This window comes from Flavobacterium sp. 3HN19-14 (assembly GCF_051373205.1).
Classification (GTDB): Bacteria; Bacteroidota; Bacteroidia; order Flavobacteriales; family Flavobacteriaceae; genus Flavobacterium.
The window spans coordinates 1796509-1809897 of record NZ_JBPPZT010000001.1 but is presented as its reverse complement, the minus strand read 5'-3'; the positions used below and the strand labels follow the sequence as shown (position 1 = coordinate 1809897).

Annotated in this window: 9 protein-coding genes and 3 pseudogenes; 9 read left to right on the top strand and 3 right to left on the bottom strand. The window is 42.2% G+C overall.

Translation table 11 applies throughout. The features are described 5' to 3' along the window. Positions 1-58 precede the first annotated feature (58 nt). Positions 59-901: an isoaspartyl peptidase/L-asparaginase gene (locus ACSLFW_RS09655; RefSeq protein WP_436555576.1), complete on the bottom strand. Its 843-nt coding sequence runs from the start codon at positions 899-901 to the stop codon at positions 59-61. An 84-nt stretch (positions 902-985) separates the two neighbouring features. Beyond that, positions 986-1881: pseudogene (locus ACSLFW_RS09650) on the bottom strand (cyanophycinase). A 261-nt stretch (positions 1882-2142) separates the two neighbouring features. Between ACSLFW_RS09650 and cphA the strand changes: the two are divergent. The 3 genes and pseudogenes from cphA (at position 2143) to ACSLFW_RS09635 (ending at position 7013) form a co-directional block, all read left to right on the top strand. Next, positions 2143-4762 (top strand): annotated as a pseudogene (cphA, locus tag ACSLFW_RS09645) (cyanophycin synthetase). A gap of 124 nt (positions 4763-4886) precedes the next feature. Next, positions 4887-5204 (top strand): hypothetical protein, encoded by a 318-nt coding sequence (locus tag ACSLFW_RS09640; protein ID WP_436555575.1) that lies wholly within the window; start codon positions 4887-4889, stop codon positions 5202-5204. A 208-nt stretch (positions 5205-5412) separates the two neighbouring features. Next, positions 5413-7013: pseudogene (locus ACSLFW_RS09635) on the top strand (DPP IV N-terminal domain-containing protein). Positions 7014-7135: 122 nt separating this feature from the next. Here ACSLFW_RS09635 and ACSLFW_RS09630 read toward each other — a convergent pair. Further along, positions 7136-8407: an asparagine synthetase B gene (locus tag ACSLFW_RS09630; protein ID WP_436555574.1), complete on the bottom strand. Its 1272-nt coding sequence runs from the start codon at positions 8405-8407 to the stop codon at positions 7136-7138. A 240-nt stretch (positions 8408-8647) separates the two neighbouring features. On the opposite strand from ACSLFW_RS09630, the gene ACSLFW_RS09625 reads away from it, so the two are divergent. From ACSLFW_RS09625 to ACSLFW_RS09600, 6 genes are read left to right on the top strand one after another with little or no spacing between them, the layout of a single operon-like run. Next, a complete protein-coding gene (locus tag ACSLFW_RS09625; protein ID WP_436555573.1) occupies positions 8648-8863 on the top strand; it encodes a hypothetical protein in 216 nt (71 codons plus the stop codon). A gap of 59 nt (positions 8864-8922) precedes the next feature. After that, positions 8923-9456 (top strand): hypothetical protein, encoded by a 534-nt coding sequence (locus tag ACSLFW_RS09620; protein WP_436555572.1) that lies wholly within the window; start codon positions 8923-8925, stop codon positions 9454-9456. Further along, positions 9450-11201, top strand: a complete 1752-nt coding sequence (locus ACSLFW_RS09615) for a hypothetical protein (protein ID WP_436555571.1) — start codon at positions 9450-9452, stop codon at positions 11199-11201. Before ACSLFW_RS09620 ends, ACSLFW_RS09615 begins: the two co-directional genes overlap by 7 nt. Continuing rightward, complete coding sequence (locus tag ACSLFW_RS09610; protein ID WP_436555570.1) at positions 11138-11773, top strand: hypothetical protein; 636 nt, start codon at positions 11138-11140, stop codon at positions 11771-11773. Before ACSLFW_RS09615 ends, ACSLFW_RS09610 begins: the two co-directional genes overlap by 64 nt. Further along, the gene (locus ACSLFW_RS09605; RefSeq protein ID WP_436555569.1) at positions 11718-12893 is read left to right on the top strand and encodes a hypothetical protein; all 1176 of its coding nucleotides are present in this window, start codon (positions 11718-11720) and stop codon (positions 12891-12893) included. The genes ACSLFW_RS09610 and ACSLFW_RS09605 overlap by 56 nt, the downstream gene beginning before the upstream one ends. Next, positions 12817-13251, top strand: coding sequence for a T9SS sorting signal type C domain-containing protein (locus ACSLFW_RS09600; RefSeq protein ID WP_436555568.1), 435 nt, complete (start codon positions 12817-12819; stop codon positions 13249-13251). Before ACSLFW_RS09605 ends, ACSLFW_RS09600 begins: the two co-directional genes overlap by 77 nt. The last annotated feature ends 138 nt before the right edge of the window (positions 13252-13389 follow it).

Sequence of the window (13389 nt, the reverse complement as noted above, 5' to 3'; positions counted from 1 at the left end):
AAAAGCCGCAGATTCAAAGATTAAATCAGTGAATCTGCGGCCTTTTTATTCTTTTAATCTACTCGAAAACCTCTAAATTCTCACCGTCAAAACTGGCAAAAACCATGCTTGGATAAGAATCCTGATGGTACATATTGCCGCGTGAATCGATGGCAATCGCACCTGCGAAACCGTCGTATTCTTTTAATTCTGCGAAAGTTTTATCGTATGCCTCTTTGAGCGAAAACCCATCTGTCACACGCGTTACGATTTTTGCCGCAGTGGCGTTACTGACGATATCCTCGCCTACTCCGGTTAAGCTTACACCGCAAAAATGGTTGGCATAATTTCCGGCAACGGTAGCGGAATCAGATATGCGTCCCGGAATTTCAAAACCTTTTCCGCCTGTTGAAGTGGCAACTGCAATTTTTCCGTTTTTATCCAAAGCGACACACCCGACAGTTCCGGTTCTGCCTGCTTTTAATTTGGCTTCGTATTCTTCCCGCCGTTGCGGAATTTCAGTTGAAAACGCTTCAAATCCGTGCTTTCTGGCGAAATTTGTGGCACCACTTCCGCCTAAAACCTTATCGTCATAATCCTGTAAAACCTTCGCAACCTGAATTGGGTTTTTGGTTTCTTCAATATTAATGACACCGCTCATTTTAGACGTTGAGCCGTCCATCAAAGCAGCGCTCATGCGGATTTTCCCGTCGCTTTGAATTTGCGAACCGGTTCCGGCGTTGAAAAGCGCATCGTCTTCCAACGCTGAAACGGCGAAAACTACAGTTTCGAGTGCAGAATGTGTTTTCAGGAATTCATGCGAATCTTTTACAATACGCTCTAAAGCCTGTTGCTTGGCAACTTTAGTTTCGTGGTTGGTGGATGATTCTGAGAAAAAACCGCCGTGGATAATTACTTTCATGGTACAGGGTTCTGGGTATAGGGTTTAAGTTCCCTCGACTGCGCTCGGGATGGCAATCCAAAATTATTAACTATTCATTATTAATTAATCCGTAGGTTGTTTGAGTTCTTCAGCATATTGCGAAGACCGGATGTGCATTTTGTGCGACTCAAGATTGTAGGTATCATACATGCTCATAACGTGCGTTACAAGGTGTGCGATGGAAATCGGCTGCCCTAACTCCACTTCTGTAAGATTCGTGTCTTTGATTTCACGGCCATCAACTAAAATTACCAGTCCTGAGCCAATTGCCTCCATTTCAGAATTATTGGTAATCAGCAAACCGGTATCTTCTCCAAGACCAATTCCGAGCACTTTCGGATTTCCCACAACTGCCTGGAATAACCTTCCGATTCTGCCGCGTTGCACGAAATGCGTATCGATGATCACGCCGTCGATCAAACCAAGTCCGCTTGTGATTTTCACTTCGCCTTTCAGCAAAGCCTCACTGCTGCTGCCCTGGTAAATCATATTGTTAGAAGCTGCGGCAGCTCCGGCTGAAGTGCCTGCGTAAATGAATTCTTCGTTATGGTATTTATCGAGAATGATGTCGTGGAATTCCGTTCCGCCCAAAATTGACGTTAATCGCAATTGATCGCCGCCCGTGAACATTACTACATCTGCGGCTTTCAGTCTTTCGAGAACTGCAGCATCGCTGGCCTGTTCACGTTTTTCAATATGTAAGACATCAACGTTTTTAGCACCTAAATAATGAAGAGCTTTTACGTATTCGGGCCAATTTCGCGTGGTATTTTGGAAGCTGTTGTGATAACTTCAATGCGGGAATCCTGCTTGTGTTTCGATTCGTTTAATATCCTTTTAAGAATGCCTGTTTCAAAAAAATTCAGGTTATTGGCAACATTTTTATCGAGGTCGGTCTCAGTAAAACTGCCTTTGTCAACGGCACCGCCGATTATAATCAATTTTCCTTTTATCTTCATTTTGTAAAAATATACAAAAACTTAAAACTCGCAATTTTAGCCTGATTTATTTTTGAAAATTTTACCACCCGAAAATATATTCCACATTTAATTGAATAAATTTTGATTAGTTGGTTAAAAAAATTATTTTAGTTGCATTATATTCTGAATATTTTAACAAATTCGATGTTGATTTGCAATTCTCAATATCGAATTCAGAAGTAAGCCATTTACAATCAATGCATTAAAACAAACCACCAAGAACTAACTTTCCAAAACTTTATGAAAATACTAAAAGTGCAGGCGCTTCGCAGCCAATATCTGGAGCGTCCAAAGAAAAAAATTAATCCAGATGCGCCTTGACCTGGAAGAAATGGAACAATCTCCAACCAATAAAATTCCGGGCTTCAAAGAGCGTATTGAAAAAATGTTCCCTACAATGTATGAGCACCGTTGTTCCGAAGGTGTTCCGGGCAGATTTTTCCACAGGATTGAACGCGGTACCTGGATGGGACATGTCATTGAACATATCGCTCTTGAAATCCAGACGCTTGCCGGAATGGAAACCGGTTTCGGAAGGACGCGCGAAACTAAAACACCGGAATCTATAACGTAGTTTTCAGTTATACAGAAGAAAATGTCGGTATGTTCGCTGCCGAAAGCGCCGTACATATTGCCGAAGCGCTCATTGCCGGAACACCATATGATTTAGATGCCGATATTCAAAGAATGCGTGAAATCAGGGAGCGCGTTCGCCTCGGCCAGAGTACCGGAAGTATCGTTGAAGAAGCCGTTGCGCGTGATATTCCGTGGATTCGTTTAGGCACCAATTCTCTTGTACAATTAGGATATGGTGTCAATCAGATGCGTTTCCAGGCGACCATTACGCAAAAAACGAGCAGCATCGCGGTAGACATCGCCTGTAATAAGGAAGAAACCAAACGCATGCTCGACAATGCGTCGATTCCTGTGGCGAGCGGCAGTATTTGTGTTGATGAAGAAGATTTGAAAAATACAATCGATAAAATTGGGTATCCAATCGTATTGAAGCCACTCGACGGCAATCACGGAAAAGGCGCTTCCATCAATGTAAAAACCTGGGAAGATGCGGTTGAAGGATTGGCCTACGCCCAAAAATACAGCCGACGCGTGATTGTCGAAAAATTCATCACCGGATTTGATTTTCGTGTGTTGGTGATTGACAATAAGCTTGTCGCCGCTGCGAAAAGAGTTCCGGCACACGTAGTTGGTGACGGAAGAAGCACGATCCAGCAATTGATTGACGTTACGAATCTAGACCCAAGACGTGGTTACGGACACGAAAATGTATTGACACAAATTGACATCGACCGGGATTCGCTTGATTTGCTTGAAAAACTCAATTATACTGTTGAATCTGTCCCGAATCAGGGCGAAACTGTTTATCTAAAGTCAACCGCAAATTTAAGTACTGGCGGCACTTCCGTGGATGTTACCGACATGATGCACCCCGAAAATATTTTCCTTTGTGAAAGGATTTCAAGGGTTATTGGCCTCGACATTTGCGGTGTAGATATCATGGCAGAAAATCTTACACAGCCATTAAAAGAAAATGGCGGCTGTATATTAGAAGTCAATGCTGCTCCGGGATTCAGGATGCACCTCGCGCCTTCTGAAGGTTTGCCGAGGAACGTCGCTTCACCGGTAATCGATATGTTATACCCTCCGGGAAAACCAAGCCGTATTCCAATTATAGCGGTTACGGGAACCAACGGAAAAACTACAACGACAAGGCTTTTGGCGCACATCGTAAAAAATAACGGTTATAAAGTCGGCTTTACCACTTCAGACGGTATTTACATCCAAAACCACATGATGGAGAAAGGCGATACGACCGGACCAATCAGCGCCGAATATATCCTGAAAGATCCAACAGTAGAATTTGCCGTACTTGAAACCGCACGTGGTGGAATTTTACGTTCCGGATTGGGTTTCAGCCGTTGCGATATTGCCGTAATTACCAATATCCAGGAAGACCATTTGGGCTTGAGCGACATCCATACACTTGACGATTTGGCACGTGTAAAAAGCACTGTCGTGAAAAGCGTCAAGAAAGACGGTTGGGCGATTTTGAATGCCGAAGACGAACATTGCGTCAAAATCGGTGAAGAACTGAATTGCAACGTCGCTTATTTCAGCATGGACGAGGAAAACCCTCTGATTAAAAAATTGTCAAAAGAAGGCAAAATTGTCTGCGTCTACGAAAATGGTTTCATCACTGTGAAGAAAGGCGAATGGAAAATCCGCGTTGAAAGGGCGACGCACGTACCTTTAACATTAGGCGGAAAAGCCAAATTCATGATTGCGAACGCACTAGCTGCGACACTCGCTTCCTATTTATGGGGATTTAAAACCGAAGACATCAGTCTTTCGCTGCAGACATTCATACCGAGCGTGGCGCAAACACCGGCCATATGAATATTTTCGAGTTCAGGAAATTTAAGGTTTTAATTGATTTCGCGCACAATCCAGCCGGTTATCGCGGTGTCCAGGATTATCTGAGCAGTGTCGAGGCCAACAAAAAAATCGGCATCATTGCCGGTGTCGGCGACCGTCGCGACGAAGATATCAAGGAATGTGCAAAATTGGCCGGAGAAATGTTCGACCACATTATCATCCGCAGGAAAAACACCTGCGCGGCAGAACAGAAGAGGAAATCGTCAATCTGATTCTCGAAGGCATCTCCGAATCAGGAAGAAATGTCACTTACGAAATCATCACTAAAGAAATTGATGCAATCAAACATGCCATCAATATCGCTGAAGAAGGCACTTTTATTACCGCTTTGAGCGATGTCGTTACAAATGCTATCGAAATCGTACAGCAATATTTAGACAAGGAAAACGAAGGCGGTTCGCTGTAAATTTTTCTTTAGATTGTAACAAAGGACAATGTTAACAGACTGATTAATCTGTTGGCGTTGTCCTTTTTATTTACATTTGCCACCAGATTACAACTTTATATGTTTTCATAAAAACCAACCGATCATGACTAAAAAAATCACATTTGTTGTTAGCTTTTTTATCGCTGTTTCCGCTTTCGGACAAAACAAAAAAATATCACTGGAAGATGCTGTAATGCAACAGCAACGGCTTTTTCGTGCTGATAAAATGTTGGGATTTCAATGGATTCCTGAAACGAATAAATATGTTTACCTCGCTGACAATGCGCGGAAACTGATGACCGCGAATTCAGCAGATTTGAAAGCCGTGGAATTGGTGACATTAGCTGATTTGAACAAAGCAGTTGGCGCAGATTTAAGAATTTCGCGGGCATTCAATGGAAAAATGCTTCAACTTTCGTAATCGCAAGCGGGAATAAATATTATGAATATAACTTCGTTTCAAAGTCTGGGAAATTAATCGCTGAATTAAGCGAAACTGGCGAAAATGCAACTCCTGATGACAATCTGAATAACATCGCCTACACCGAAAAAAACAACCTTTTCATCCTGAAAAACGGGCAAAAAATTGCAGTGACGAACGAAACTGACGAAGACATTGTTTCGGGGCAATTTTTCGCAGGAATGAATTCGGAATCACAAATGGTATTTTCTGGTCGCCAAATGCAAACTTCTTAGCTTTCTACCAAAAAGACCAACGCGAAGTGGCAGATTATCCGTTGCTTGATATCACAGAAACTCCGGGAAAATTACAGAATATCAAATATCCGATGATTGGGCAAAAAAGTGAAAAACCTAAAGTTGGTATTTATAATTTGGCTTCGGGAAAAACGGTTTTTATTTCGCCTAAAGGCAATGTCGACGATTACCTGACCAATCTTTCCTGGACGCCTGACGAAAAATTCGTAGTTATCGCAGAACTGAATCGCGGACAAAATGATATGCATTTAAATGTGTATGACGCGGATTCCGGCGTATTTGTAAGAACATTACTGGAAGAGAAAAGCGACAATTGGGTTGAGCCGGAACATCCTGCATTCTTCCCAAGTAAAAAATCGAATAATTTTGTTTGGATCAGTGAAACGGATGGCTTCAATAACCTTTATTATTATTCGATTGACGGAAAACTCATTAAAAAACTGACGCAGAATAAATTCATCACACGTGATATTTTGGGCGCAAATGCTGCCGGAACTGAAATTTATTTTTCTGCGACAGGCGCAAATCCCACGAATTTACTGGCTTACAAAGTTGATTTGAAAGGAAAGCAGACTTTAATTACAAAAGACGAAGGAACACACTTAGTCGCGATCAGCACTGACGGGAATTGGGTTTTCGATGAATATTCGAACCATACAACACCTTCAAAATCTTTATTGTATGATAAAAATCTAAAAGCGAAAACACTTCTCGAAAGTACCAATAAATACGACGGTTACGTAATGGGCACTTCCGAAGTGAAAACCATCAAATCTGCAGACGGAACAACAGATTTATACACAAGACTTATCAAACCAAGCAATTTTGACGCTTCGAAAAAATATCCGGTTTTGGTTTATGTTTATGGCGAGCCGCACGCGCAATTGGTAACGAATACTTTCCTTGACGGCGCGAATTTATGGATGTACTGGATGGCAGAACAAGGCTATCTCGTTTTTACCGTTGACGGACGCGGTTCTGACAATCGCGGCGTGGCTTTTGAAAGTGTCGTTCACGGAAAATTGGGCGTTAACGAAATCGACGACCAGATGAAAGGTGTCGATTATTTGAAATCTTTGCCTTATGTTGACGGCAATCGTTTGGCTGTTCACGGCTGGAGTTTCGGCGGATTCATGACGACTTCAATCATGCTTAGAAAACCAGATGTTTTTAAAGTTGGCGTTGCGGGCGAGCTGTAACCGACTGGAAATATTATGAAGTCATGTACGGCGAACGTTATATGGACACGCCGGCAGAAAATCCAAAAGGATTTGAGGAAGCCAGTACGTTGAATTATGTCAACAATCTCAAAGGGAAATTACTTTTGATTCACGGGACAAGCGACGATGTCGTGGTGATGCAGAACAATTTTTCTCTGATTAAAAAATTCGTCGAAGCCGGAAAACAGGTTGATTTCTTCGCTTATCCGATGCACAAGCACAATGTAATCGGTAAAGACCGCGTGCATTTGATGACGAAGGTTTTGAATTATGTAATTGAAAATAATAAGTAATTTTTAATTGAAAATGGATAATTGAAAATGAATTAAGGTTAATCAACACTGATTTATAAAATAAAAGCCGGAATAGTTCCGGCTTTTTTTATTCGTAATTTGAATTGTCAATTATCAATTAATTAAGTTTTCTGCTTCTTTTTTCTTGCCGCCGGAAACAATACATTATTAAGAATCAGCCTGTAACCCGGTGAGTTTGGGTGCAGGTCTAAAACTGTCGGTGCATCGCCAACGCGGTGTTGGTAATCTTCGGGATCGTGTCCGCCGTAATAGGTGAACATTCCCTTTCCGATTTGACCATGGATGTAACGCGCTTCGCCATTGATTTGGTTTTCGGCCATTACCAGCACATTTGACTTTATCAAATCGCTGTTGAAAGCGGTGGTTTGCCCCATAAATCCCTTTACAAGCATTGTATGATTCTGGCAAAGCATGCTTGGAATAAGATCCCATTTGGCGGAAAAATCCATTAGCGTGAAATAATCTTTTTCCATCGGCACATTTGTACGTTTTGTAGTCATGTCGATATCCGAGAATTCATAAACAACCGGGTTTCTTTCGAGAATATAATCCTTAAAAGCGAATGTTTTTGAGTAATCTATTTTTGATTGGTAATTGCCTTCGCTTGCGTCGCCATCGAACATCGGTTCGCAGATATCGACACCATCTGCGGAAAGCGCAATATCGAAACTGTCGGTTGCGGAACACATGGCGAACATGAATCCGCCGCCAATCACGAAATCACGTATTTTTTTCGCAACAGCGAGTTTTTCTTCAGAAACTTTGGCATAACCTAATTTTGCGGCAAGTGCTTCGGCGTCTTTTTTCTGCTCGATATACCATGGGGAATTTCTGTTAGAGCCGTAGAATTTTCCGTATTGGCCGGTAAAATCCTCGTGATGTAAGTGCAGCCAGTCGTATAACAACAAACCGTCAGACAACACTTCTTCGTCATAAATCGGCGTAAACGGAATTTCTGCATATGTCAAAACCAAGGTCACCGCATCGTCCCACGGCTGTTTGCCTTTTGGCGTATAAACCGCGACTTTCGGCGCTTTTTCGAGTACTACTGTTTCCATATTTTGAGACGGACTTGAAATTTCCTCAAGGATCGAGTTCGCTTCACCATCGGAAAGCACTTCTGAAGTCACGCCGCGGATCTGGCATTCCTTGCGGATTTCGGGTGCGTCAGGAAGCAGGAAAGAACCGCCGCGGTAATTGAGCAGCCAACTTGCCTTGTATTGTTTGTCCAGGCACCAATAGGTGATTCCGTAGGCCTTGAGGTGATTTTGCTGCGCTTCGTCCATCGGCAATAAAATAAACGATGCACGTGCCATTAATCCGAAGAAAAACAGCAGCAAAAAAAGAAAATATTTAGATTTTATCACTTTCATTTTCAATGCTTAATTTGATTTCGAAGATAATGCAATTACGACCTATCATCAAACATAAAATTTGTTAAATATGTTTTTGCGATTTGTATAAAAATATTTAAAATCAGACCCGAAAATTTCATTTTCCGTCGTAGTTATTAACAATTCACAAGAAATCCTTAACAAATTGTTAATGCAAAAGAACTTATGTTACTGATATTGTGCTTAAATTTGTAGCCTGTTTATTCTAAAATAAAACCTATGAAAACAATTTTACACAGAAGTATCATTCAAACAGTTGCTTTGATTATGCTTTGCTTTGTTTCGACAGTAAGTTTTGCCCAGACGCCTTATGCGATGAGCAACGGGACTTACACGCAGGATTTTGCGAACATTGCCAACACAACTAATTTCGGCAACAGCTTTGCCGGAAGCGGTACAGACGACAATCCTTATGGTGTGGCGGTTGCTCCTTAACGGCACTTCCTAATGCACCTAACCAGGTTACTGTATTCCAGACGGGTACAAGTGGCGGCGTGCAAAGAGGTACAGGAAATATTGTTTTACTGGCGACGGGAAGTACTACCAATGCGGCCGCTTTTGATTTATATCTTGATTTTACCGGCAGGAATGCGGGAACAATTACATTAGATTGGGCACAACTGAGTAATCCCGCAGGAAATCGTGGTTCGACCTTTACATTGCAAACCAATACAGGAACATCAGGTGCTTTTGTGATTTTACCGGGTTCAAGCGTTTCTGTAGTAAATGGTGTTGCATCAAGCGGAACGCTTACTACGATTGCACTTCCGGCAGGGTTTAATAATAAAGCTGACGCAAGAATCAGGTTTTATCTGAGCACTGACAACGCGGTTGGAACTACCGGTAACAGGCCTAAGTTTTCAATTGATAATATTGCCGTTACCTCAACTTTAATTGGTGCGACTCCGGTGATTACGGTTGACCCGACGACTTTACCTCCGATTGGTTGTCCGATAGGCGATCACGCAGTTTCATCGACCAATATCACCGTAAATGGACCGATCTTAACAGCAACAATATTGTGGTAACTGCACCACAGTATTGGGAGGTGAGTTTAGACAGTACCAACTGGTCAACAAGTCTAAACATCGCTCCGGTTTCCGGAGCAGTGACCAATATAACAGTATATGCCCGTTTTTCTCCTATCCTCCCGGGCAGTTTTGGCGGCGACATCACTTTTGCATCATTAAATGCAGTAACGAAAACAGTTGCTGTAATTGGTACAGTGTATGTCGATAACTTATACGAATCAACGATTACAGAAAATCCGGCTTTTGTATATACGACCAATATTCCATATGCTGATTATCAATCGGCAGACATTACCGCTGCCAACAGCGTTGAAGTGGCAGGTTTTACGATAGTTGATGATGCATCAGGTGACCCTTCTAACCTCGACGGCGCTTCAACAACGCTGAACAGTATTACTTTTTCGCTTAGCAATTTTGCCATGTTGCAAAAAGTGGCACTTTATGATGGTGCGACAGAATTAGGTGAAGTGAGTGCTGCAGCCACAGTTAATTTCTCAGGACTCACTTTAACTGCTGTTGACAACGGAACTAAAAATTTCACATTACGTGCTACATTTAACACTACGGTGACCGACCATAGCAATTTCCAATTCACGATAACCAACGTGACTTACGATCCTAATGGTTCAGGTTTTACAGGCACAGACGCAGGTGGTGCATCGTCTAATATTGCAGGAAATAACAACAAAATCAGTGTTACTGCTTCAAAAATCGTTTACGGTGTGAATGCAGCTACATCGGTTGTAAATGTTGCAATGACACCTTCACCAACAGTAAGAGCACTTGATGCGAACAATAACCTTGACTTAGATTACACATCTGACGTCAATATTACTTCAACTGGTACATTGGCAGTTACTCCAACAACGGTAAATGCTGTAGCCGGTGTGGCAACTTTTTCTGCTTTAACGCACACACAATCAGGTTTAGGATTACAGATTACGGCTTCTTCCGGGGCATTCACGCCTATTGCGAGTGCACTTTTTGATGTTTACAATCCGATTTTTGTCAACCAGATTACAGCTACGAATCCAAGTGCGTTGAATCCGTTTACAACAGGACAAATTGTTGATACGAATTTAACCGTTTCCGGTATCGGAAGAAGTGCTGCCTTAACTGCAGTTTCTGCCGCCGATCGTTATGCCGCAAGCGGATTCAATACTCCTTCTTATGATGCAACCAGGTATTTTGAGTTTACAATCACGCCGAATCCGGGTTATGAAATTGACTTTTCAAATTTCATCTACACAGGCCAGGCTTCAGGTTCGAGACCGACAGCTTTTTCTTTCCGTTCAAGCGTAGACAACTATGCTTCTGAAATTGGAACGCCAGCTGCGGTTGGCGCTAACATCAGCCTTGCCGCGGCAGCTTACCAGGATATCGCCGCACCAATTACTTTCCGTATTTACGGTTATGGAGCAAGTGCAGCTGGTGGAACATTCAGTGTGAATGGATTTACTTTTAACGGAAGCGTCACGGTGAGTCCGATTGCATCGATTTCGGCTTTGCCAAGCAACATTACCACACTTGATTATTTTGTAAATGCAGGCCTTCGGCAGCGCAATCTTTCAATATCAATGCTGCAAGCCTTAACCCGACGGCAGATAATATTACCATCACAGCTACCGGAAATTTTGAAGTTTCGACAGACAATGCCACATTTTCAAGCAGTACAACATTGGCTTACACCGGCGGGGCGATTAGCAACATTCCGGTTTATGTACGTACAATCGCTAGTTTAGGAGTTGGCACTTATACCGGCTCAGTTGCCCTGAGTGGCGGAACTGCACCAACAGCTACGGTAAATCTGGAGGGAATTGTAAGAACGCCTTTTACTGTACCTTATACAAACAGTTTCAGGACACAGGCTGTCGTGAACGATGCTGTTGCGCAAGGTTTCGTAATCAACAATACTACATTCAATCTGACAGGATATGAATTGATTGCCAATGGCGGTTATATTGAAACACCAACGATTGATTTTACGCAATTGAGCACCATGCAGGTGGCGTTCTCTTCGGCTACATTTAATGGTATTACAGGACAGACACTTCAGTTGCAGATTTCTACTGATAATGGAGCGAATTATACGCCGTTAGCAACATTTGTTTTACCATCTGCTACTTTTGTGGTGTATAAAACGAATATCGATTTTGCTTCATATCCTTCTGTAACAGGAAAATTGAGGGTACAGATGACTGCCGGAACCAACACTTCGCGTTTCCGTGATTTTTATATCTTGAATACTACAACATGGAATGGCACTTACCTGGTCAAATGGTACGCCAAATGCGAATGTAATTGCTACAATTGAAGGCGATTATTCTTCATTATCGAACGGACCGATTACCGCTAAAAACCTTACGGTTACAACCGGAAATGTCAGCATCAATTCAGGTGACACCATGCATCTTGAAGATGAACTTACCGTAAATGGCGGAACTGTTACTTTTGACAATAATGCCAACCTGATTCAGGTAAATACTGCCACGAACACCGGTAACATTACGATGGAAAGAGACGCCAGCATGCGACGTCTTGATTATGTTTATTGGGGATCTCCGGTTACTGGGCAATTGTTGTCATCGTTCTCACCACTGACCGTCACGAACAGGTTTTACGAATTTAACGAAGCTACGCACGCTTTTGCAGCGGTTGATCCTGCCGTTACGAGTTTTGCACTTGGAAAAGGATATTCTATCAGGGCGCCGAATAATTTCAATACATCAATCCAGACCTTTTTAGGTTTCTTTGCAGGTGTTCCTCATAACGGAACTGTAAATGTTGCTGTAACGAAAACCGGACAAGGATATAACTTGATTTCGAATCCTTATCCGTCGCCAATCAGCGCGACTGCTTTCGCGACTGCGAACCCAACTATCGGTACGCTTTACTTCTGGACACATACCAACCAGGTGGCGGCTTCAGGAGCGAATTATGCTACATTCAACGGAACTGGTGCTGCTTCTGCCAACGGAAGCGCTATTCCGAACGGAACCATCCAAATCGGGCAAGGTTTCCTTGTAAAAACTCCTTCTGCGCAAAATGTAGTTTTTAATAATGCAATGCGCGTCGATAACCACCAGAACCAATTCTTCAGAGACGGCAATACGAATACAGACAAAAGCCGTCTTTGGTTAAATTTAAGCAATGAAACTGAGCCTTTCAGTCAATTATTGGTAGGTTACATCGATGGTGCTACCAATGATGTTGACGTTCAGTTTGACGGTAAATTACTTGAAACTGAGAAAAGTGCGTTATACAATCTTATTGGTGATGAAGGTTTCGTAATTCAGGGGAAAGCCACTCCATTCACCGCAACAGATGTTGTTCCGTTAGGATTCAAGGCTATTGCTGATGGTAATTTCACAATTACAATGGGCAGATTTCGACGGGCTTTTTGCAGAAGGACAAGACATTTTCCTGAAAGATAACGTTACCGGAATCACACACAACATCAAGGAAACGCCTTATACATTTGCAACTGTTGCCGGAACCTTCAACAACCGTTTTGCAGTGATTTACCAAAACAGTACGCTTGGTGTTGACCAGCCTTCGCTTGATGCCAGCAACATTGTGATTTTCAAACAAAATAATGCGTTGAATATCAATTCCGGCGCTTCTGTAATGCAGAGCGTTAAGGTTTTTGATATTCGTGGCAGAATGGTTTACGAAAACAAAATTGTCAATGCTTCAACTGCCGTTGTAAACCTTAATGTTGCACAACAGGTTTTGGTTGTACAGATCACTTCTGATGATAATAAAACCGTAAGCAAGAAATTCGTTTTCTAAACTGCTTTACAATTCTTACAAAACCTCTTACCTGATTGTAGATAAGAGGTTTTTTCATGGATTTATACTTTACATTAACAATATCTTCACGGTTTAAATTTTAACAATTTGAGATTTAGATTTAACTTTGCAGGAAAT